The organism is Streptomyces sp. NPDC053755, from assembly GCF_040677675.1.
Lineage (GTDB): Bacteria > Actinomycetota > Actinomycetes > Streptomycetales > Streptomycetaceae > Streptomyces.
Genome location: NZ_JBFASK010000002.1, coordinates 281953 through 303339, shown reverse-complemented (window position 1 = coordinate 303339; position 21387 = coordinate 281953). Strand labels below are relative to the sequence as shown.

At 74.5% G+C, this 21387-nt stretch carries 22 protein-coding genes; 6 read left to right on the top strand and 16 right to left on the bottom strand.

Annotated elements, in window-relative coordinates; genetic code table 11:
- Window positions 1-22 precede the first annotated feature (22 nt).
- Both AB0K65_RS04095 and AB0K65_RS04090 read right to left on the bottom strand, forming a co-directional pair.
- A complete protein-coding gene (locus AB0K65_RS04095) occupies window positions 23-289 on the bottom strand; it encodes a hypothetical protein (protein WP_365714102.1) in 267 nt (88 codons plus the stop codon).
- A 62-nt stretch (window positions 290-351) separates the two neighbouring features.
- The gene (locus AB0K65_RS04090) at window positions 352-1257 is read right to left on the bottom strand and encodes a hypothetical protein (RefSeq protein WP_365714099.1); all 906 of its coding nucleotides are present in this window, start codon (window positions 1255-1257) and stop codon (window positions 352-354) included.
- A gap of 422 nt (window positions 1258-1679) precedes the next feature.
- On the opposite strand from AB0K65_RS04090, the gene AB0K65_RS04085 reads away from it, so the two are divergent.
- A complete protein-coding gene (locus AB0K65_RS04085) occupies window positions 1680-3047 on the top strand; it encodes an ATP-binding cassette domain-containing protein (protein ID WP_365714097.1) in 1368 nt (455 codons plus the stop codon).
- Between the two features lie 60 nt (window positions 3048-3107).
- Here the strand turns inward: AB0K65_RS04085 and AB0K65_RS04080 are convergent, their stop codons facing one another.
- The 3 genes from AB0K65_RS04080 to AB0K65_RS04070 form a co-directional block, all read right to left on the bottom strand.
- Window positions 3108-4487 carry an ROK family protein gene (locus AB0K65_RS04080; protein WP_365714094.1) on the bottom strand — a complete coding sequence of 460 codons (1380 nt, stop codon included), beginning with the start codon at window positions 4485-4487 and terminating at the stop codon, window positions 3108-3110.
- A 242-nt stretch (window positions 4488-4729) separates the two neighbouring features.
- Window positions 4730-6013 carry a family 16 glycosylhydrolase gene (locus tag AB0K65_RS04075; protein ID WP_365714092.1) on the bottom strand — a complete coding sequence of 428 codons (1284 nt, stop codon included), beginning with the start codon at window positions 6011-6013 and terminating at the stop codon, window positions 4730-4732.
- A 149-nt stretch (window positions 6014-6162) separates the two neighbouring features.
- Complete coding sequence (locus tag AB0K65_RS04070) at window positions 6163-6459, bottom strand: hypothetical protein (RefSeq protein WP_365714090.1); 297 nt, start codon at window positions 6457-6459, stop codon at window positions 6163-6165.
- A 144-nt stretch (window positions 6460-6603) separates the two neighbouring features.
- Here AB0K65_RS04070 and AB0K65_RS04065 point away from each other — a divergent pair, with 144 nt between their 5' ends.
- A complete protein-coding gene (locus AB0K65_RS04065; protein ID WP_365714088.1) occupies window positions 6604-9219 on the top strand; it encodes a SpoIIE family protein phosphatase in 2616 nt (871 codons plus the stop codon).
- 21 nt (window positions 9220-9240) lie between these two features.
- On the opposite strand, the gene AB0K65_RS04060 is transcribed toward AB0K65_RS04065, so the two are convergent.
- A complete protein-coding gene (locus AB0K65_RS04060; protein ID WP_365714086.1) occupies window positions 9241-9462 on the bottom strand; it encodes a hypothetical protein in 222 nt (73 codons plus the stop codon).
- Between the two features lie 197 nt (window positions 9463-9659).
- Here AB0K65_RS04060 and AB0K65_RS04055 point away from each other — a divergent pair, with 197 nt between their 5' ends.
- Both AB0K65_RS04055 and AB0K65_RS04050 read left to right on the top strand, forming a co-directional pair.
- Window positions 9660-9911 carry a type B 50S ribosomal protein L31 gene (locus AB0K65_RS04055; RefSeq protein ID WP_365714084.1) on the top strand — a complete coding sequence of 84 codons (252 nt, stop codon included), beginning with the start codon at window positions 9660-9662 and terminating at the stop codon, window positions 9909-9911.
- 115 nt (window positions 9912-10026) lie between these two features.
- Window positions 10027-10875, top strand: a complete 849-nt coding sequence (locus AB0K65_RS04050) for an NAD(P)H-binding protein (protein ID WP_365714083.1) — start codon at window positions 10027-10029, stop codon at window positions 10873-10875.
- A 12-nt stretch (window positions 10876-10887) separates the two neighbouring features.
- On the opposite strand, the gene AB0K65_RS04045 is transcribed toward AB0K65_RS04050, so the two are convergent.
- From AB0K65_RS04045 to AB0K65_RS04015, 7 genes are all read right to left on the bottom strand, one after another.
- Window positions 10888-12033: an epoxide hydrolase family protein gene (locus tag AB0K65_RS04045; RefSeq protein ID WP_365714081.1), complete on the bottom strand. Its 1146-nt coding sequence runs from the start codon at window positions 12031-12033 to the stop codon at window positions 10888-10890.
- 353 nt (window positions 12034-12386) lie between these two features.
- A complete protein-coding gene (locus tag AB0K65_RS04040; RefSeq protein ID WP_365714079.1) occupies window positions 12387-12884 on the bottom strand; it encodes a peptidylprolyl isomerase in 498 nt (165 codons plus the stop codon).
- A 124-nt stretch (window positions 12885-13008) separates the two neighbouring features.
- Window positions 13009-13236: a hypothetical protein gene (locus AB0K65_RS04035; RefSeq protein WP_365714077.1), complete on the bottom strand. Its 228-nt coding sequence runs from the start codon at window positions 13234-13236 to the stop codon at window positions 13009-13011.
- Window positions 13233-13871, bottom strand: a complete 639-nt coding sequence (locus AB0K65_RS04030) for a DUF6629 family protein (protein ID WP_365714075.1) — start codon at window positions 13869-13871, stop codon at window positions 13233-13235. Before AB0K65_RS04030 ends, AB0K65_RS04035 begins: the two co-directional genes overlap by 4 nt.
- 154 nt (window positions 13872-14025) lie before the next feature.
- A complete protein-coding gene (locus AB0K65_RS04025) occupies window positions 14026-14526 on the bottom strand; it encodes an NUDIX domain-containing protein (protein WP_365714073.1) in 501 nt (166 codons plus the stop codon).
- A 122-nt stretch (window positions 14527-14648) separates the two neighbouring features.
- Window positions 14649-15524: a YhjD/YihY/BrkB family envelope integrity protein gene (locus tag AB0K65_RS04020; RefSeq protein WP_365714071.1), complete on the bottom strand. Its 876-nt coding sequence runs from the start codon at window positions 15522-15524 to the stop codon at window positions 14649-14651.
- 67 nt (window positions 15525-15591) lie between these two features.
- On the bottom strand, window positions 15592-15948 hold the full coding sequence (locus AB0K65_RS04015; RefSeq protein ID WP_365714069.1) for a luciferase family protein: 357 nt from the start codon (window positions 15946-15948) through the stop codon (window positions 15592-15594).
- A 208-nt stretch (window positions 15949-16156) separates the two neighbouring features.
- Between AB0K65_RS04015 and AB0K65_RS04010 the strand changes: the two genes are divergently transcribed.
- Window positions 16157-16741 carry a nucleosidase gene (locus AB0K65_RS04010; RefSeq protein WP_365714067.1) on the top strand — a complete coding sequence of 195 codons (585 nt, stop codon included), beginning with the start codon at window positions 16157-16159 and terminating at the stop codon, window positions 16739-16741.
- Between the two features lie 139 nt (window positions 16742-16880).
- Here the strand turns inward: AB0K65_RS04010 and AB0K65_RS04005 are convergent, their stop codons facing one another.
- Entirely contained in the window at window positions 16881-17879 is a 999-nt protein-coding gene (locus AB0K65_RS04005) for a helix-turn-helix domain-containing protein (protein ID WP_365714065.1), read from the bottom strand.
- Between the two features lie 52 nt (window positions 17880-17931).
- Between AB0K65_RS04005 and AB0K65_RS04000 the strand changes: the two genes are divergently transcribed.
- On the top strand, window positions 17932-18336 hold the full coding sequence (locus AB0K65_RS04000; RefSeq protein WP_365714063.1) for a cupin domain-containing protein: 405 nt from the start codon (window positions 17932-17934) through the stop codon (window positions 18334-18336).
- Window positions 18337-18359: 23 nt separating this feature from the next.
- Here the strand turns inward: AB0K65_RS04000 and AB0K65_RS03995 are convergent, their stop codons facing one another.
- Both AB0K65_RS03995 and AB0K65_RS03990 read right to left on the bottom strand, forming a co-directional pair.
- The gene (locus AB0K65_RS03995) at window positions 18360-19460 is read right to left on the bottom strand and encodes a PP2C family protein-serine/threonine phosphatase (RefSeq protein WP_365714061.1); all 1101 of its coding nucleotides are present in this window, start codon (window positions 19458-19460) and stop codon (window positions 18360-18362) included.
- Window positions 19461-19777: 317 nt separating this feature from the next.
- Window positions 19778-21280, bottom strand: a complete 1503-nt coding sequence (locus AB0K65_RS03990) for an MFS transporter (protein WP_365714239.1) — start codon at window positions 21278-21280, stop codon at window positions 19778-19780.
- Between the last annotated feature and the right edge of the window lie 107 nt (window positions 21281-21387).

Genomic DNA, 21387 nt, shown 5'->3' with positions numbered 1-21387 from the left:
GCCGTGCCGCGGGCCGCTCGCCTCAGCGGATGTCGCCTTCCCAGTCCCAGTGCGACGGATCACCGTCCCGCGGTCCGTACTGGGCACGGCCGCCGGGTCCGTACGTCCCTATCTCGGTGGCCAGGGCGGCTCCCTGCCGGAGCTGCTCCGGCGTCCATCCGGTGACGTCGAGGAGCAGTCCGTCCAGGGGGCCGGCCACCAGTTCCCGGTAGTCGTGCCCCGGCCTGGGCCCCGGATCGGGGTCGTCGTGGTCGGCGCCGTAGACACGGCCTCTCATCAGCTCGTCCATACCCGGCAGCATCGCATCCACCTCTGACAATCGCCCGGCCTGCGCCGAGCGGAAAGGCGCCGTCATCGGGCGTCCGGAAGGCGCTCCAGCGCCTCCCGGGCCGCCTGCGCGGCCCCTTCCGCTTCCCTCACCCGCTCTTCGGCCGTTCCGGCGTCCTCCCGGGCCCGGTCCCGCTCCCGCTCCGCCTCGCCGCGGCGTCGCCCGAGGTCGGCGAGGTGCTCCTCCGCCCGGGACAGCCGGCGACCGGCCGCCTGCCGGGCCTCCTCGGCCCGGCGCACCTCCCTGTCCCGGCGTGCCACCTCCCGCCGGGCGGCCGCGACCGCCGCCTCCAGCCCCTCCCCCTCCGGCCCCCCGCCCCGCCTCCGCCCGTGGCTCCCGTCCTCCTGGCTCTCCCCCCGCTCCTCGCGCCGCCGGTTCCGCGGCCGCTCCGCACGGGCTCCCGCGCCGCCCCCCGGGGACGCGGGTACGGCCCCCGGCCCCGGCTCCAGACCGGTGAAGCCGATCCTGGCGGGCGGCGCCTTCTCCAGGACTCCGGTCGACCACCGCTGCGCCGTCTCCTCGTCGGCGACCACGGCCCGCACGATCTCCTCGATCTCCCCCACCACGGCCTCGCTCACCGGCTGGCCCGCCTCGGCGGCGAGGTCACGGGCCTGCCGGGCGAGCGCGGCCAGGACGGCGTGCTGCCGGTGGCCGAGCGCCTTCAGCCGGGGTCCGTCGAGGTTCCGGTGCGCTTCCCTGAGCGCGCGCCCGAGCTGGAGCAGCCGCTCGGTCTCCGCCGGTCTGTGCCGTACGAGGAGGGTCGAGGCCCAGGCCGCGAGCGTCGGCCTCCGCAGTCCGGCGATCCGCCGGGCCGCTTCCGCGTCGCCCGCCTCACGGGCCCGGGCGACGGCGGCGTTCCGGGCGGCGGTGAAGTCCGTCGGTGGCAGTCCGTACAGCTCCGAGGCGACCTCGTCCACATCCACGTCCACGCCCCCACTGTCGTCGATCCGGCCCGCTCCCGCCCGACGAGGGCCCGGCGTGCCGCCGACCGGGGTACGCGGCTGCTCCCCCACCGCTGCGCCGCGCTCGTTCGAGGCCCTTAACTCCCATGAGAGCACCGGGAGTTGTCTGGCCGGTTCACCTCTTGCCCGCTCTGGAGCCGCTTCTCCCGATCTTGGCGCAAGGCGTTCCCTGAAGGGCATTTGTCGGCCAACTTCTGGCGTCACACCCCGCACGCGTCACATCCGGCACGCGTCACATCCGGCACGCGTCACCCTCGGCACGCGTCACCCTCGGCACGCGTCACACCCGCGCTCCGCCTCTGATGTGTCCTCCTCCCCACCCTCCCCTCTGCTGCCTCCCCCTCGCTCTCTCCTCCCTCATTCCTCCTCCCTCCTTCAGGCGGATCGCTATGAGCCGTGCCATTGCACTGCGCGATGTCAGCAAGAGATACGGGCGCGACTCCTATGCCGTCGAACGTGTCTCCCTCACCGTGCGACCGGGTGAGTTCCTGGTCCTGCTGGGGCCGTCCGGCTGCGGCAAGTCCACGGTGCTGCGCCTGATCGCCGGCCTGGAGGACATCACCGAGGGCGAACTGCTGCTCGACGGCGAGTACGCCAACGACATACCGCCCCGCGAGCGGGACATCGCCATGGTGTTCCAGAGCTTCGCGCTGTACCCCACCATGACCGGCCGGGAGAACATCGGCTTTCCGCTGAGGCTGCGGGATCCGCGCACCGACCACGGCCCGCAGGTGGAGGCCACGGCGCGGATGCTCGCGATCGAGGATCTTCTCGACCGCTTCCCGGGGCAGCTGTCCGGTGGCGAACGGCAGCGCGTGGCGATGGGGCGGGCGATCTCCCGGCGCCCGTCCGTCTTCCTGATGGACGAGCCGCTCTCCAGCCTCGACGCCAAGCTGCGCAGCCACCTCCGGGCCGAGATCGCCCGGCTGACCGCCGAACTCGGCGTGACCACGGTCTACGTCACCCACGACCAGTCCGAGGCGATGTCCCTCGGCCACCGGGTGGCGGTGATGCGCGGGGGGGTGCTCCAGCAGATCAGCACCCCGCGCGAGACGTACGCCCTGCCCGCGAACGTCTTCGTCGCCGCGTTCATCGGCACGCCGCGCATCAGCCTGCTGCAGGCCGTGGTGCACGCGCCGCTGGACGCGCGGATGTCGATCGACCTCGGCCGGCAGCGCCTCTTCCTGCCCGAACCGCTCAGCGGCGACCACCAGTTGCTCCGCATCCAGCAGGGGCGCCGGATCATCGTGGGACTGCGCTCGGAGGCGGTCCGGATCGCCCAGCCCAGCCAGGCGCGGCCCGGCGAGGTGGCGTTGACCGGCATCGTCGAGCACGTGGAGTACCAGGGCCACGAAGCGCTCGTGCACGTGAACACGGGTTCCCACCCGGCCGTCGTGGTCGATCTGGAGGCGTCCCGCCCCCGCCCCGCCGCCGGACGGCGCCGCCGCACCCCCCAGCGGACCGTCCTCGCGCGTCTGCGCGAGCACGCGCTGGCCAGGACCGGCGCCTCCCGGGCCGCGGAGCCCGACGCCCCCACGGCCGACGCACCGCAGCCGGCCGGCCCCGCGACACCGGCGTCCGAGGAGCGGCGGGCCGTCGGCCGCAGCGACCTCGTCGTACGGACGGGCCCGCACGTCCGGGTGCGCACCGGGGCGCAGATCCCGCTGCTCGTCGACCTGGCACAGCTGTACGTGTTCGATCACGCCGGCCACCGGATCTGCCCGGCCCCGGACGGCCTGCCGGGCCTGGAGGAGTGACCCGCGCCCACGGGTGGTGTCCGCGGGGTGCCGCCCGAGCCGCGACGTCCCGGGCGTGGCTCAGGGGGCCGTCCGCTCCTCGAGCGTCGCGCGCCAGGCCGGGACGGGCTCCTGTTCCCGCGGATCCGTGTCGGCCCGGCGTCCGCCCCGTGCGAAGAAGTCGGTGAGCGGCAGGATGGCGGCGCCCACCGTCACGGCGTCCGGCCCCAGGGTGCCGAGGTCGATGCGTACGTGGGCGGCCGGGTAGGCCAGGGCGTAGGAGGTGGCGTGCGCCCGTACCGCGTCCAGGAAGCGGTGGCCCAGCTGGAGCCCCGCCCACCCCCCGACGAGGATCCGCTCGGGCTGGAAGAGGTTGATGAGATCGGAGAAGCCCGCTCCGAGGTACTCCGCGGTCTCCTCCAGGACGGCCAGGGCGGTCGCGTCCGCCTCGCGCGCCGGGACGGCCGCGCCGGCGGGGCCCGCTTCCGTCGCCGGGTCCGCGCCGGCTCCCGCCTCGGCTCCCGCTTCCGGGTAGGCGGCGGCGAGCATGGCGGTCAGCGCCGTCTCCTCGTCCACACCGGCCGGGGGACGGCCGCCCGCCTCCGCCCACCGCTCCAGGAGGGCTTCCGCTCCGGCGTACGCCTCCAGGCAGCCCTGGGCACCGCAGCGGCACCGACGCCCCCGGACCCTCACGGTCAGGTGTCCCCACTCCACGGCCCTGCCGGGACGCATGTCGTCGGAGACGACGCAGGCGCCGACGCCCGAACCGAAGAGCACCACGACGGCGTTGCGCGCGCCGCGTCCGGCGCCGAACCACATCTCCGCCTGACCGAGTGTCTTGGCGCCGTTGTCGATGTAGTACGGCACCGACTCGGGGAGGAGACCGGACTCGCGGAGCAGACGCTCCAGCGGCACGCCGTCCCAGCCGATGGTCTGGCCGTGCACCACGGCACCGTCCTCGGTGGTGCGGGCGACGATGCCGGGGACGCCGACCCCGACGCCGAGGAGCCTTTCCGCCTCGATGCCGGCCCGGTCGAGGACCTCGGCGATGCCTTCGCGCAGATGCCCGACCACGACCGCGACGTCGTAGCGGTCGGTTCGCCGCGGGCCCTCGGTCGCGAGCGGTCGCTCCACCCGTGCGAGTTCGGTGAGCGCCAGGTCGAAGAGTTCGACCCTGATCCGGGTCTCCCCCACGTCGACGCCGATCATGTAGCCGCTGTCCGGCCGGACGCGGAGCAGGATGCGGGGGCGTCCGCCGGCGGAGTCGACGCTGCCGGCCTCTTCCACCAGTCCCTCGGCGACCAGTTCTGCCACCACGTTGCTCACGGAGCCCGAACTCAGCCCCGTGGCGGGGCCGAGCGAGAAACGGCTCAGCGGGCCGTCGAAGTAGAGGCGCTGCAGAACGGCGGTGCGGTTCTCGCGCCGCAGGTCACGCACCGTACGACCGCTGCGCTGTGTCACCCTGCCCCCTGTCGTCACGTCCTTGTACGCAACATACCGCCGCGAGACTCCTGACGCGCACCCCTCGGGACGGTCGGCCCGGCACGGGCTCCGGTGCCGGGGCCCGGCCTCCGGTGCGTGTCCGAGGGCCGGGCCACGGGGCCGCGTCCGCGAGGTCTCGGGCGGGGCGCGCCGCTACGCGCGCCTCCGCGAGGTCTCCGGGGCGCCACGCTCCGTGCGCGTCGCTCCCGGCGCCGGGACGGTCAGCGGGTCACCGTCCACTTCTGGTTGGCGGCGCCGCCGCAGGTCCAGATCTGGAGCCGGGTGCCGTTGGCGGAGCTGTTGCCCGTCGCGTCCAGGCACTTGTTCGCCTGGGGGTTGACGATGTCCCGGGCCGCGTTGGCGTCCCAGCGCTGCGCGGCGGTGCCGTTGCAGTCCCACAGCTGGACGACGGTCCCGTCGGCGGTACCCCCGGAGGCGACGTCGAGGCACTTGCCCAGGGCACGGATGGTCCCGTCGGCGCCGACGGTCCACTTCTGCGCGGCGGTGCCGTTGCAGTCGTACAGCTGTACGGCCGTTCCGTTCGCGGTGTTCGCGCCGGCGACGTCGACGCACTTGCCGCCGATGCCGGTGATCGGCCCGCCGGACGTCGGGCCGTCGGCCGTGGTGACGCGGACGTGGTCGACGACGAGCTGCTGCGGGAAGACGGTGGACCCGTCGGGGTCGCCGGGCCAGTAGCCGCCGACGGCCAGGTTGAGGATGAGGAAGAACGGCTTGTCGAAGACCCAGGCCCGGCCGCCGAGATCCGCCGGAGTGCGGGTCTGGTAGACGGTGCCGTCGACCGACCAGGTGATCTTGCCGGGCGACCAGTCGACGGCGAAGGTGTGGAAGGCGTCCGCGAAGGCCTGGCCTCCGGGCAGGGTGTAGCCGGCGCCTATTCCGCCGGAGCCGGAATAGCCCGGGCCGTGAAGGGTGCCGTGCACCGTCGACGGCTCGAAGCCCACGTTCTCCATGATGTCGATCTCGCCGGAGGCGGGCCAGCCGACCTGTCCGAGGTCGTTGCCCAGCATCCAGAACGCGGGCCACATCCCCTGGCCGCGGGGCACCTTCATCCGGGCCTCGACCCGGCCGTACTGCGCGGTGTACCGGCCCGCCGTGTTGAGACGGGCGGAGGTGTACTCGCACCGGCCGTACCAGCACGTGTAATTGCCGGGATTCTCCTTCCTCGCGGTGATCACGAGGTGGCCCTGGCCGTCCAGCGCGGCGTTGCGGTTGCCCGCCGTGTAGTACTGCCGCTCGTGGTTGTTGACGTTGTCACCGGTCTCGATCTGCCACCGGGCGCCGTCGACGGCCGCGCCCGCGGGTCCGTCGAAGTCGTCGGAGAAGGTGACGGCGGCGGCCTGGGCGACGGTGGCGACGGCGGCTTCCGTGACGGGAGGCCCCGCGTCGGGGTCAGGTGTGCCGAGGCCCAGGGCGGTGACGGCGAGGACCGTCGCCGCCGTCATGGCCGACCACAGCGCGCGCCGTGGGGTGCGGGAGGGGCGCATGACTCTCTCTTCCGTGAGTGGGGGGAGGAGGCCGACGCGCGATAAGTCATGCTCATGACATCGCCTCCCGAGAACATGCCGACTGCTGGGTTGCAGGCATGATTCAAGGGATGATTTAAGTCGTACGTCAAGGGTTCGGGCGCCGAAGGTTACGACGGCCGGCTCCCGGGTCGGCCGTGCCGGTCACCGGACGGCCGCCTTCCCGCCGTCAGCGACGCCACGAGCACCCCGGCGAGGGCCGCCCACACGACCGCGCCGGCACCGGCACGGCTCCAGGCCACGGCGCCGAGGAGGACGGTGGCGGCCAGCCCGGCACCGAGCGCCCGGCGATCCCTCGCGAAGGCCCACACGCGGCGGCCGGCGCCCGGGTCGCGCCACTCCAGGACGGCCGCGCGGCACACGAACGCCGCCGCGGCGATCACCGCTGTCAGGACACTGGCCTCCATGGCACCCGCCTCCCCGCCTCGGCTCCCCATGTTCCCCGACGCGCGCGCCCGTCGCCCCCGGACGGCGCCGGATCACCGGAGAACGCCGACGGCTCGGAGACCCGGCGCGAAAGGCGGCGGGGGATTCGGTCCCGGACCTCCGAGATGCGGGGCGGCGCGGCCCGGGAGCATGCTGGCAGTGTGACCTCGTACGGTGCGCCCGGCCCCGTGTCGTCGGCCGACGCCGGGGACGCGGCCAGGACAGCGCGCGCCGACGTACAGGCGTTCGGTGCGCTGCCGCTGACGCTGGCCGAGGCCGCCCTGAGGACGATCGAGGCGGTCGGTGGCTACGCGGGCGGTGTGTATCTGCGCTCCGGCACCCCCGGCCTGCTGCGGCTCGCGGTCCTCGCCGGGCTGCCCGGCTCCCTGTTCCGGCCTTGGTGGCGGATGCATGTGAACCGCCCGTTCCCCGTGGCGGAGGCGTACCGCTCCGGCCAGCCGGTGCACCTGGCCGACGCGGAGGAGGCCATGCGGCTCTTCCCCCAGTTCGTGGCGAGCCTGCCGTTCCCCTTCGCCTCCCTCTACGCGCCGGTCGTCAACGGCCGCGAGCGGTTCGGGGTGCTCGTGGTGCTGCGTGCGCCGAGCCCGGGCGTGCCCGTGAACGCGCGCGACCGGGGGCGGCTCACCGAGGAGGCGCGCCGGCTCGGCGCGGCCCTCGCGGAGCTGAGCGCGGACGGCACGTCGGTCGCGTGGCCCACGGAGCCGGTGTGCGTCCAGCTGCCGTCGGCAGGGACCCCGCCCATCCGGATCGGCTACTTCGACTGGGACCTGGACTCCGGAAAGGTCACCGTCGACGACGGGCTGCGGGCGATCATCGGCGACGAGGCCCCGTGGCCCGGGACCATCGAGGCGCTCACGGCCCGCCTCGCTCCCGAGGACACCTACGCCCTGTGGACCATCGCCCGCCGGGCCGCCGAGTCCGGCGCTCCCGTGGCCCGGCGGATCCGGCTGAAGGGCCCGGACGGCGGGCTCCATCTCCTGGAGGTCTCCGCCCGCGCCGCCCCCCGCGACGGACCGGCCGGCTCCTCGGCCGCCCTGACGGCCGCCACGACGCACCCGCCGCCGGCCGACGTCCCCCCCGGCCTCCCCGCCGGAGGACGGCTGACCGGCTCGCTGGTCGACCTGGGCACCGGCCTGGTCGGCTCCGACGCCACCGACCGGCTTCCCCGCGCCATCCTCGCCATCGACCGGCTCGGGCGGATCACCTACGTCAACCACCGTACCGAGGACCTCGTGGGCCGTCCCCGGTCCGCGCTGGCCGGGCGGCCCCTCGCGGAGGTCTTCCCCTGGTTCGGTCATCCCGCCCACGAGGAACAGCTGCGCGCGGCCCTGCTCTCGGACGAATCGGTGCACTTCCTCGCCCACCCCTCGGACAGGGAGTGGCTCTCGGTCTCGCTCTATCCCGGCCACGACGGGGTGACGCTGCTGCTGCTCCCCGAGGAGGAGCCCGTCTACCAGCCCACGTCCGTGACCAAGCCGGACATGGGCTTCGGCTCCCCCGCGGACCGCGCGGCGGCGCTGTACCGGCCGGTGGCTCTGGCCATCGCGCTCACCGAGGCGGTCACCGCCCGCCAGGTGTCGGCGGTGGTGACCGACGAGCTGCTCCCCGCCTTCGGCGGCCGCCAGCTGGCGATCTACCTCCTGAGCGAGCGCCACCTCTACCTCGCGTGGGAGACCGGTTTCCCGCCCGGCTTCCTTGAGCCGTTCGACGGCGTCGGTCTCGACGCCCGGCTGCCCGGCGTCGAGACGCTCACGACCGGCCGGCCGCTCTTCTACGAGTCGATGGAGCAGCTGCGGGTGGCCTATCCGGGGCTGCCGCTGGACGCCGACACGGGGGCCCGGGCCTTCCTCCCGCTGATCGCCTCGGGCCGGCCCGTCGGTTCGTGCATCCTCGGCTTCGACCGGCCGCGCGGGTTCAGCCCGGAGGAGCGCACCGTGCTGACGGCCCTCGCCGGGCTGATCGCCCAGGCGCTGGAGCGGGCCCGCCGCTACGACTCCGAGTCCGCGCTGGCCCGCGGCCTGCAGGACGCCCTGCTCCCCCACCGTCTGCCGGTGCTCGACCAGGTGGACACCGTGGCCCGCTACCTCCCCGGGACACAGGGGATGGACGTCGGCGGGGACTGGTACGACGTCATCGAGACCGCGGGGGGACAGCTGGCGCTGGTCGTCGGGGACGTCCAGGGCCACGGGGTCGCCGCCGCCGCCACGATGGGCCAGCTGCGCAGTGCCGTACGGGCCTTCGCCATCGGCGGCCACCCGCCGCAGGAGGTGATGCAGGGCACCAACCGGCTGCTGATCGCCCTCGACCCGGGGCAGTTCGCGAGCTGCTGCTACATCGTCCTCGACCCCCGCACCGGCGCCACCCAGGCCGTGCGGGCCGGGCACCCCCAGCCGTTGCTGCGGCACCCCGAAGGGGAGACGCAGGTCATGGACCTGGCGGGGGGACTGGTCCTCGGCATCGACGCCGACGCCACGTATCCGGTGACCGAGGTGCGCCTGGAACCGGGCGCGGTCCTCGCGCTGTTCACCGACGGGCTCGTGGAGCAGCCGGGCCACGACATCGACGAGGGCGTGGAGCGGCTGCGCCGCACCTTCTCGGCCACGGGCTCCGCCCCTCTGGCGGAGACGGCGGACCGGCTGATCCGGGACGCCCGACGCGCCACGGACCGCCCGGACGACATCGCCCTCCTGCTGGCCGCCCGCTGGGCTGCCCCCGCCTGACGCAGGACCAGAGTCCCGGGGTCAGCGGCGGCGGTGGTGGTGGTCGCCGAGCGTCGGCATCGCACCGTGCTGGGCCCTGGCCGAGAACGAGACCCGGTCGTGGTGTGCCTGCTCGCGGCGCGCCTGCTCCATGAGCAGCCCGTCGGCGTTGTCGGTCCGTCCGCCGCCGCGTCGCAGCAGCGTCACGAGGAGCAGGGCGACGGCGGCCCCGATCACACCGAACAGGACGACCACGGCGGCCATGCGATTCCCCCTTCACCGGCGGCCGCCACCGGGGCGGCGCGCGATCACCCGACGATAGCGGGCCGTCGGTCACGAGGAAACGCCCTCGGCGCCCCGCCCTGTCCGCGCCCGTCACCCGGTCGGCCCCCGGTCGCTGGTCGGCGTCACCGAGCGCCGCGAGGCTGGGCCCCAGAAGCAGGCGCGCCCGAGGAGGACATGTGCAGCAGGACAAGCAGCCGGAGTACGGCCCCGTGGTGTTCCGCGACCGCTCGGCCGGGTTCGCGTTCCTGACCCGTTCCACGGCGACGAGTGAGCAGACCATCGAATGGGACGACGGCCGGACGTACCCCGTCGTCGACGTCGAGATCTCCTCGGAGAGCCACCCCTTCTACACGGGCAAGGCCCGCACGGTGGACTCCGAGGGCCGCGTCGCCAGGTTCGAACGCCGTTACGGCGAGGAGCCCTCCTGAGGAACCGGCAGGCGAACCCGTCCCGAGAACCGGCCAGGAGATGACCGGTTCGCCGACCAGGGTGGAGTCATGACCGCGGCGGGGCACTCCGCCCCGCCGGAGAAGGGAATGACTCATGATCGTCGTCACGGGTGCGAGCGGGAACGTCGGACGGACCCTGGTGCGGGTTCTGGCCGGGTCCGGCCGGGAGGTGACCGCGGTGACCCGCCGGCCCGCCGACGGGCCGCTGCCGCCCGGAGTACGCCACCGGCAGGCCGATCTCGCGCACGCCAGTGGGCTTGAGCAGGTGTTCGAGGGCGCCGAGGCGCTCTTCCTCCTCGTCGCCGGGACCGGGGAGGCCCTGCGTCCGCGGGAGATCGCGGAGAGCGCGGCGGCCTCCGGCGTGCGCCGGATCGTCCTGCTCTCCTCGCAGCTCGTCGGGACCCGGCCGTGGTCCCCGTCGCACCGGGCGCTGGGGGAGTTCGAGACGGCCGTACGGGAGTCGGGGCCGCGGTGGACGGTGCTCCGGCCTGGCGGCTTCGCGTCCAACGCCTTCCTGTGGGCCGAGTCGGTCCGTGAGACGCGCACGGTCGCCGCCCCGTTCGGCGACGTCGCCCTGCCGGTCGTCGACCCGGACGACATCGCCGAGGTCGCCGCGGCGGCCCTGTGCGAGGACGGCCACGCGGGGCGGATCCTCGAACTGACGGGCCCCGCCGCGCTCACCCCGCGCGAGCAGACGGAGGCTCTCGCACGGGCTGTCGGCGCACCCCTGCGGTTCGTCGAGCGCGGCCGGGACGAGGCGCGCGCCCATATGGCGCGGTTCCTGCCGGCGTCGGCCGTGGACGGGATGCTGGACGTCCTCGGCGAGCCCAGCCCCGAGGAGCGGCGGGTGAGCCGTGACGTCGAGCGGGTCCTCGGCCGCCCCGCGCGCCCCTTCTCCGCGTGGGCGGAGCGCAACGCGGCGGCCTTCGGACCGGCGGCCTGAGCGGCGGCGCGGCTACCGCAACGGACGGAAGAAGGCGCGCAGTTCCTCGGCGACCTGGGCGGGTTCCTCGTGGGCCATGAAGTGGCCGCCACACCCCGGGGTGCTCCAGTGGCGCAGGTCGCGGAAGGTGCGCTCCGCGAGGCTCCGGGGATAGTCGGCGTACGCCGGTTCGTGGCTCAGGGTGATCGCCGCCGGGACCTCGACGGGCGGCACGGGCCGGTTGTGCGGGTAGTCGTAGTACTGCCGGAAGGAGGAGCCGATGGAGCCGGTGGCCCAGTAGAGGGTGGCCACCGTCAGGAGGGTGTCCCTGTCCCAGCGGGACTCGAGGTCCCCCGCGCAGTCGCTCCAGTCGCGGTACTTGTCGACGATCCAGGCCAGCAGCCCCGCGGGCGAGTCCCGCAGGGCGGCGGCGATCGTGTCCGGCCGCGTGCACATGATCTCGCTGTAGCCCCCGTCCCGGGCGTCGTAGGCCGCGAGGGCGTCGAGGTAGGTCCGCTCCTCCGTCGTGGGCGGTTCCGCCTCGAAATCGCACGCGACGACGGCGGAGGTGATGTGCACCCCGGCCACCTCACGGGGGTGGAGGGCTCCGAGCCACTGGGTCACCCCGCCGCCGATGTCTCCGCCGAAGGCGCCGAAGCGCCCGTGGCCGAGCGTCTCGGTCATCAGGGTGTGCCAGGTCTCGGCGACCCCCCGGCGGGTGAACGGCCCGGCCGGCGGAGCGGAGTACAGGAATCCGGGCAGCGAGGGTACGACCACGTCGAAGGCGTCGGCGGGGTCGCCGCCGTGCGCGGCGGGGTCGGCGAGGAGTTCGGCGACGGGCAGCATCTCCACGAAGCTGCTCGGCCAGCCGTGCGTGAGGATCAGCGGGAGGGGGGCGGGGGCGCCCTCGGCGCGCCGGCCGCGGAGGCGGACGAAGTGGACCGGGCGTCCGGCGACGTCGGCGATGTGGTGCGGGTAGGTGTTCAGATGGGCCTCCGCCTTGGCCCAGTCGAAGCCGTCGGCCCAATGGGAGACGAGTTCCCGGAGGTAGCCGGGGTCGGTGCCGGCCGCCCAGTACGTGGAGTCGGACGGCTCGGTGTAGAGCGTACGGCGCAGGCGCTGCCGCAGGTCGTGCAGGACGTCGTCGGAGACGGAGATACGGAAAGGCGTGACGGTCATGGTTCCTTCGCTCGGGAGTGCTCGTACGGCGGGCGCTCCCGTGCGCGGTCGCGGTTCAGTCCGCCGCGACGACGGGGAGGGCCCGAGGGGGGCGCTGGTCGTTCATGCGGGCTCACCTCCGGAATCCGGCCGGGCTCGGCGCGTGCGCGGGCGTACGGAGTCGGCGCGGGATGCGACTGTACGGAATCGGCACGTGGGGCGACCGTACACGCGGCACCGGAGGCGCGCATCCGGTTAACGAGCCGCGGGCCGTATCGGGGCGGGGCAGACGAAGACCGCCCCTGCGAAGGCTCGGCAGGGGCGGTCGCGCGCTCCCCTCAGGGGGGCGCCGGTGTGCGTGGGGTGGAGGGCGCTCAGGCCTTGACGACGCCGGAGGCGGACACGGCGATCTTGGCGCTGGTGGCGCCGGAGCGGGAGCCGAGGCCCTCGATCTTCTTGACCAGGTCCTGGCCCTCGACGACCTCGCCGAAGACGACGTGCTTGCCGTCGAGCCAGTCGGTCACGATGGTGGTGATGAAGAACTGGGAGCCGTTGGTGTTGCGGCCCGCGTTCGCCATCGAGAGCAGGTACGGGCGGTCGTGCTTGAGCTGGAAGTTCTCGTCCGCGAACTTCTCGCCGTAGATGCTCTTGCCGCCGGTGCCGTCGCCCCGGGTGAAGTCACCGCCCTGGAGCATGAACTGGGGGATGACGCGGTGGAAGGGGGAGCCCGCGTAGCCGAAGCCGTGCTCGCCGGTGGCGAGCTCGCGGAAGTTCCTCGCCGTCTTCGGGACGACGTCGTCGAACAGCTTGAAGACGATACGGCCGGCCGGCTCGTCATTGATGGTGATGTCGAAGTAGACGTTCTCGCTCATGGGGACATCCTGTCATTCCCTGTGCGCGGCGCGCGCACGGGCTGCCGCCACATGACGGATCCCCGCACGCCGCGGTGGGTGCGGGGATCCGCCGGATCCGTTCCTTGCCCGGTGCCGACACCGGCTACGGGCGGGGTCCGCTGTCGGGGAGCTGCAGGCTGCCGTCGGGAACGACGGGCGTGGCCTCGTCCAGCAGGGTGTCGAGCTCCGTGTCGTGCTGCGAGAGTCCGGTGAGGCCGGTCGCACCCGCGTCCGCGCCCGTGGCGGCGGTCGCGTGGGGCGGCGGGGTGACGAGGGCCGTGACGACGCCTGCGGCGAGGGAGGCGATGGCGAGCATGCTGCGCTTCTTCATGCCCTGGTCAACTGCCGAGGCGCCCGGGGGTTACGGCCTCGTACCCAGACGAGCAGAACGAGCGAGGCGACGGCCGCGAAGGCGCACCAGGTGGAGACGAACTCCGTGCGCCACAGCAGGACGCAGACGACCGCTCCGGCGCCGGTCAGGAGGCCGAGGAGGCGCAGCAGACGGTCGTGGGAGAGCAGCAGCGCGCCGACGGTGGCGAGGAGATAGCCCGCGATCAGCGGGGCCGCGAAGGGCAGGTCGAGCACGTATCCGAGGGTGTGGCCGCGGACCTCGGCCGTGACGGGCCGGCCGGCCAGGCGGTGACCGAGGACGCCGGCGACGGCCGCGCCTGCCGCGACGGGGAGCGCCAGGCGCCGGCGGCCGGCTCGCGGGGACGCCGCCAGGACCCCGAGCGGGACCCACAGGGCCAGCAGGGGCAGGGCGATCACGGCCCAGGCGAGCGTGGCCGGGCCCGCGCCGCCGCCCGCACGCCAGATCACGGACTCGACGATCTGGTGTGCGCCCAGCAGCAGGGGCAGGGCGGCCAGCGGCGCGTCGCCGGGGCGTCGCACGGAGGCGAGACTGCCCACACCGACGGCGGTGATGGCCGTGCCCGCCACGAGATCGGCCGTCGCGCTCCAGCACACGCCCCAGACATATCAGATGAGATCCCGCGAAATCCTCCGCCACCATCCGATGCGTGCCCGAAGTCTCCCGGAACGGCAGGCCGCCCCCCTGGCAGAGAACTCCTCTCGCCGCGCGGGACGCCCGGCCTCCCGGAGCGTCCCGCGCGGCGCCCTCTCAGGTCCCGGCGCCGCTCTCCACGTACACGGTGGTGCCGAGCCGACGCGCCCGGTCGATCTCCGCGAGGCGCGCGAAGGTCCCCGGCGTCATCTCCCGCTCCCACTCGGCCAGCGTGCGCACGCTGAACTCGCTGTGCTCGTCGGGGTCGAGGACCACGGCGTCGAGCTGGTCCGGGGTCAGGACACCGCCGTCGAAGATGAACCCGATGCGGTTGGCGGGCCACTCCTCCCCCTGATCGCCGATGAAGTGGGTGCCGAGGAGCCGCGGCCGGCCCCGGAAGGCGATCCCCGTCTCCTCGTGACACTCGCGGACCGCCGTCTGCCAGGGCGTCTCGCCCGGGTCCATGTTGCCTCCTGGCCACTGCCACGGCTCGGTCCGGTAGGAGGCACGGAGCTGGAAGGGCCGGCCGTCGGTGTCGGTGAAGTACAGGCAGGCGTACGCCGTCGCTCTCGGCAGCGTCGCGATGTACTCGGCGGGCGGCAGCCAGGTGTTCGCCATGGGGCAGCTCTCTCTCGACGGTCGGACCACGTGGATCACTCCCATCCAAGCGGTCCGCGCGGCGCCGCCGGCCGAGCCGTCCGCGCGTCACCGGATCGGGTGAGCACGGGCGCGGCCCCCGGTCAGCCCGGACCAGGGGGCGGGTCGAGGGGTTCCCGGTCGAGCCGTCGGGCGACCCGGCGTTCGTGGATCAGCCGGCCGACCAGGGCGCCGCCGTAGACGACGTAGCCGACGCCGACGAGCCAGGACTGCAGGACGAGGACCGTGCCGAACTGCCCGTACGTCACGGCGTTGGAGGCGATCAGCGGGGAGAAGACGAACTGGGAGAAGATCCGCAGGCCGAACAGCCCCAGGGCCGTGCAGACGGCCCCGGGGGCGAGGGCGCGCCACCGGATGCGCCCGCAGAGGAGGAAGCGCTGCGACCACCAGAAGAAGAGGGCGGTTCCCACCGTGTCCGCGGCGGCGACCGTGACGGTCTCGGCGGCGCTCTCCGGTGGGGGCGTCGCCGCGAAGACGAGGAGCGCGGCGACGAGCACGGCGAGCCAGACGACATGGCGCCACATGGTGTGCCAGCGGGCGGTCGGGAGGTCCCACACCCGCTCGTATCCCGTCTGGACGGCGGAACCGAAGGTCACACCGAACGCCGCGAGCGCCGCGAGGCCGAAGGCGGTGGTCCGTTGCAGTGCCTGCCCCGGCTGACCGAAGAGCTGTTCGACCTCCTCCTCGGAGACCTCGGACACGCCGAGGCCCTGGACGAGCCAGCGGGCGAAGCCCCGGCCGCTGGCGAGGTCGGCGGCGGCGACGATGATGAGGAGCGGCACGAGGGTGAGGAGGCTGAGGGCCGCGAACCCCATCGCCCGGTGCATCAGCTCCATCTCGCGCCCCCGGCTCCAGGCGAGTCCGATGACCGAGGTCACGACGCGCTGGTAGAGCCTGCGGAACCGGTGGCCGTGCTCGTCGGGGGCGGCCTCGTGGGGCGCACCGGATGTGGGGGGCATGCCACGGGGAGTACCCGCGGGAGGACGGGACCCCTCCGCCATGCCGCCGAACGGGGTACTGCGGGCGTCAGGTGCGGGTGCAGCCGTCCGGCACGCCGTCCCCCGTTTCCGGGGCGCGGGTGGATGCCTGGAGCGCGGCGCTCACCAGGGTCGCCAGCAAGTCGATGTCGGAACCCATGTCCAGACGGACCGTCACCCAGCCGGAACCGGCACGCAACCGCACGGCACTGGACCCCAGGAGGGCGGGCCGCAGCTTCGCGATCATGGCGCGGCTCAGGTGGACGTCGGCCTCGTGTTCACCGTGGAAGTGGACGATCTCACGCGTGGCGGTCCGCAGGCCGACCTCGGCGCCGCAGAGGGCGGGGTCGGCGATCAGCGAGGGCCAGCTCATCAGGCGTTCACTGGCGTGCCTGGCTGTGTTCATACCGAGGAGCGTGCCGGGACGAAGGCCCGCGCACAAGCGTCCTGCAGTAAGAAACACGCCGAGGCGTGAAATCGTCTCTCAGGGGTGGTGAGGGCGGTGGCGGAGGGGGCGCCGCGCCGACGGTGACCGGCGGTGTCGCGGTGGTCACCAAGCCGGTCGGAACCCCGCCGGTTGTACGGGCGGGGGCGTCTCGAACTAGCGTGACCCCATGGAACTCATCGGGAAGATAACGGCCGACCGACCCCTGCTCGTCCTGGCCGTCAAGGAGGAGGCGCAGTTCCTCGACACGGACCTGCCGATCCTGCTGACCGGAATGGGCAAGGTGAACGCGGCGACCGCGCTCGCCACCACGCTCGGCCGGGGCCCCCACCCCTCCGGGGTCGTGAATCTGGGCACGGCCGGTGCCCTGCGGCCGGGCTGGACGGGGACGCACCTCGTCGGCGCCGTGCTCCAGCACGACCTCGACGGCGAACTGCTCGCCACGCTGACCGGTGAGACCTACGGCGGGCCGCTGGCCCTCCCGGACGGCGGCGGGGTCGTCCTCGCCACCGGCGACGCCTTCATCTCCGACGAGGCGGCCCGCGCCCGGCTCGCCGCCCGGGCCCCGCTGGTGGACATGGAGGGGTACGCCCTGGCGTCCGCGGCGGCCGTCGCCGGGGTCCCGCTGCGCATCGTCAAGCACGTCAGCGACGAGGCGGGCGCCGGCGCGGCCCGGACCTGGCGCGAGTCGGTGGCGGACTGCGCCCGCGCCCTCGCGGACTGGGCCGCGGCGAACACGCCGTACCGCTCCTGAGGCGCCCCGGACCGGCCGCGCAGGCGGCCCGGGAGGCGCGGACGGAGTCTGCGCAGGCGCCCGGGAGGCGCGTGACGGAGTCTGCGCAAGCGGCCCGGGAGGCGCGTGACCCTGCGCCGAGAAGGCGGTCCTGAGGGGGTCAGCCCGCCGCCGGGCCGAAACGGCGGCGGTACGCGGAGGGTGACAGGCCCGTCTGCCGGTGCATCAGGGCGCGCAGGTTGGCGGCCGTACCCAGTCCGCTGGACCGGGCCACGACGTCCAGGGGGACGTCGCCGCGTTCGAGGAGACGGCAGGCGAGGGACACCCGCTCGCCGGTCAGCCAGGCGAGCGGGGTCGTGCCGAGCTGGGCCCGGAAGCGGCGGTGCAGCGTCGCCGGGCTGACCGCCGCGCGGGCGGCGAGGTCGGAGACGGCGAGCGGGGAGCCGAGCCGCTCCTGTGCCCACGCGAGCAGCGGCGCCAGGGACTCCTCGGGCAGGTCGGGAACGGGGCGCTCGACGAACTGACGCTGACCGCCGTCCCGGTGGGCGGCGAAGACCAGTCGGCGGCTCACCGCGTTGGCCACCTCGGCGCCGTGGTCGCGGCGCACGACGTGCAGTCCGAGGTCGAGGGCGGCGGCGCTGCCGGCGGCGGTGAGGATGTCCCCGTCGTCGACGAAGAGGACGTCCGCTTCGAGCCGCACGGAAGGGAAGCGGGCGCGGAAGGAATCCGCCCACTGCCAGTGCGCGGTCGCCCTGCGGCCGTCGAGGACCCCTGCCTCGGCCAGGGTGAAGGCGCCGCTGCAGAAACCGATCAGGCGTGCCCCGCGCGCGTGGGCGCGGCGGACCGCGTCGAGTACGGCGGGGCGGCGGGGCACCTCCACGTCCGGGCGGTTGGGGACGATCAGGGTGTCCGCGTCGTCGGCGGCGTCGAGCCCGGCGACACCCGTGAGGGTGAAGAACCCGTCGCGCATGCGGGTCCTGGGCTCGGGCGAACAGAGCCGGAAGTCGTACAGCTCGCGGCCGGTCTCGGGTCGGCGCAGCCCGAACACCTCGGTGGCACAGCCGAGTTCGAAGGGGTTGGAGTGGGCGTCGACGATGACCACGACCCGGTGCGGGCCCCTGCCGTCCCGCTCCGCACCGTGCGAGGATCCTTGCGACATATGCTCTTTCTAGCACTCGCGGCGGTGCGCGGTCACGGCGCAGGATGGGCGCATGAGCGACCCGAGCAGCAACGACCCCATCGCCCTCACCCAGGCCCTCGCCTCCTTCGAGGACCTGTGGAGCCCCCGCATCGTGACGCGGGTGAACGACTACGACGTCCGCGTGGCCAAGGTGGCGGGCGAGCACGTCTGGCACGCCCACGACGACACGGACGAGTTCTTCCTCGTCCTCGACGGCGAACTGCGCATCGCGCTGCGGGAGGACGGGACGGAGCGCACCGTGACGCTGGCCAAGGGCTCCGTCTTCACCGTCCCGCGGGGGGTCGAGCACCGCCCGTACGCTCCCTCCGGCGCGTCCATCCTGCTCTTCGAGCCGACCGGGACGCTCTCGGTCGGCGACCGGCACGAGGAGATCCCGGACCACGTGGACGCGACGACGGGCCACGCGCTCGGCTGAGCCGCGCCGTCACGACGTCCGGATCACGGGCGTACGACGAGGACGGCGGCCACGTCGTCGTCGAGGCCGTCGGCTCCGTACGCCACGAGATCGGTGTGGAGCAGGCCCGGGAGGCGCTCTCCGGGGACGCCCTCCCAGCCGCGCAGCCGCTCCTCCAGGGGATAGAAGACGCCTGCGCGGTCGCGGGTCTCGCTCACCCCGTCGGTGAAGAGCAGCAGGCGGTCTCCCGGCCCGAACGGCACCTCCTCGACGCGGTGCCTCTGGTCGGCGAGGCCCGCCAGGCTGAGCGGCAGGGAGGGGTCGGTGAACTCCACGGGCCGGACGGCGGAGCCGTGTTGCAGCAGCGGGGCGGGGTGGCCGCAGCTGAGGAGCCGGGCGACGTGCCCGTCATCGGGGATCTCCACCAGGACGACGGTGGCGAACCGCTCCACGGTGTCGGAGTCCGGCTCCCAGGCGCGATAGCGGTCGAGACCCTTCTCGAGCCGGTCGGCCAGCTCGGGCAGGTCCGCCGCCTCGTCGACGGCGGCGCGGAAGGCGCCGAGCAGCACGGACGCGGTCTCGACGGCCCCGAGCCCCTTGCCCTGGACGTCCCCGAGCATCAGCCGCACGGCGCCGGGCACCCGCACCGCCTCGTAGAAGTCGCCGCCGATCCGCGCCTTGGCCGCCGCGGCCACGTACAGCAGGTGCAGTCGCAGGGCGCCGAGCCGGGGCGAAAGGGGGCGCAGGACGACCCGCTGGACGACCTCGGCGACGGCCGTGACCTCCCGCAGATCCCGCTCGTAGCGCACCCGCACCCGGCTGACCCAGACGGCGGCCGCCGTCACCGCCGCGAGGACCAGCTCGTTGGCGAGCAGATCGGGCAGGAACGGCTCCCCTCGCGAGAGGCCGAGCAGCGCGCGCAGCCCCATGGCGAGCCCGCCGATGACAACGGTCCCGCGAACGCCCCAGGTCACCGCGGCGAGAGCGGGCGCGGCGACCAGGAGGCGGTCGAAGCGCTCCCGCTCGGGGGTGAGGAGGTCGACGACGACCGTCAGCGCCATCAACAGGAAGGGCAGACAGCGACCGAGGGTGATCTGCGTGCGCGTCCGGGGAGAGGGGAACTGACGGTGACCACCAGTGGGCATTGCGTGATCGTACGCAGAGGGCACGGCGGGTATCCGGCTCCGCCCGGGCGTGTCCGGACGGGGAACGGCGACGGTACGGGCCGGGGAGCGGCTGGGCCGCCCGGTCCGGTGGCGGCCTGCCGCTCGCGCCCGCCCGGGCTGCGGAAGCCGCCCGTGGGCGCCCGGGTTCCGGGGCACCGGCTCCCGTCCCGGCCTCGGATGCGGGCGGCCGCCGGGTCAGCGGCGCGTACCGCCCCCGCCGCGAAGGCCGCCCGGCGCCCGGCAGGGAGCCCGGGCACCGGCTCCCGCCTCGGCCCGGACGCGGATGCCGCTCCCGATCACGGTCCGGGATCGGCTCCGGCCGAGGCTGCGGGGGCCGCTCCGGATTCCCGCCCCGGCTCGGCGCCGGCCGCGGGTCGCAGCCCGGATTCGGCCTCGGCCTCCGGCGGCCCCGGGCGTCCCGGGAGCCCGAGGGCGGTGGCCGCGCCTGCCGTGGCGATGAGGGCCAGGACCAGCAGGGCGGGCGTCGTGCCGCCCGCGTCACGTCCGGTCGTTGCGAGGGTCATCAGGAGGGTCGCGACGGCGACGCCGAGGGCCGGGCCGATGTTCATGGCGGTCTGCTGGAGCCCGCCGGCGACCCCGGCGTCGGCCACGGCCGCCCGGCGCACGAGCACGGAGGCGGCAGTGACCATGACCGTGACGAATCCGGCCCCGACCAGGGCGAAGCAGCCTCCGGTCACCAGGGCCGTCGCCTCCTCGTCGAGCCGGGCGAGGAGCAGTACGCCGGCGGCGAGCAGGCACGCGCCGGAGACGGTCGTGACGCGGGGGCCGAAGCGGCGCGGAAGCAGCGCGGCGACGGGCGCGCCGAGCACCATCACGGCGGCCAGCGGCAGGGCCCACAAGGCGCTGTGCAGCGGGTCGAGACCGAGGGTGTCCTGAAGGAAGTACGTCGTCACGAACAGCGTGCCGAACAGGGCCGCGGAGGCGGCGAGCAGGGTGCCGAGCCCGGCGATGACGGGCGTCGACCGGAGCACGCGGGGCGGCAGGAGCGGATGCGGAGTACGCCGCTCGTGCCGGACGAGCGCGGACCCGGCCGCGAGCGCCGTGCCGAGCGCGAGCGGGGTCGCCAGGGGGCCGGGGGCGGTGACCAGCACGTGAACCAGGCAGGCGAGCGTCACGGCCAGCAGACAGGCGCCGGGCAGGTCGAGCTCCCGGGGGCCACGGGCGGCGGGCGGCGGGTCCGGCATCGGGACGGCGGCGGCGAGCAGGCCGACGGCCAGGGCAGGCACGGCGGTGAACAGGAAGACGGACCGCCAGCCGTACGCGCTCACCAGCGCGCCCCCGACGAGGGGGCCGGCCGCCGCGGCGAGCCCGATCGCGCTGGTGCGCAGGGCGATCGGCATGGCGAGCCGGTCGGCCGGGAAGGCGGCGCGCAGCATGCCCAGGGTGGCGGGCTGCAGGAGCGCCCCGCAGACGCCCTGCGCGACCCGCAGACCCGTCACCCAGCCGATGCCGGGCGCGAAGGCGATGCAGGCCGACGTGGCCGCGAAGCCGAGCGTGCCGAGGGCGAAGAGCCGGCGGTGGCCGTACCGGTCGCCGAGCCGTCCGGCGAAGACGAGGAGGCCGGCGACGGCGATGAGGTAGCCGGTGCTCGTCCACTGGACCTGGTCGACGTCCGCGCGCAGATCGCGCTGGAGCGCGGGCTGGGCGATGGTGAGCACGGTGCCGTCGAGGGCGACGACGGCGGCGCCGAGGACGCTGCAGGCGAGGGTGGCGCGGCGCCGGACGGCGACCCCGCGCGCCCCTGGTGGCCGCCCCGCGAAGCGGCGCCGGATCTTCACCACGCGCGCCCCTCCGGCTTCCGGCGCCCGACCCGTGAGCCCGCGCCGGGCCTTCACCACGCGCGCCCCTCCGGCTTCCGGCGCCCGACCCGTGAGCCCGCGCCGGG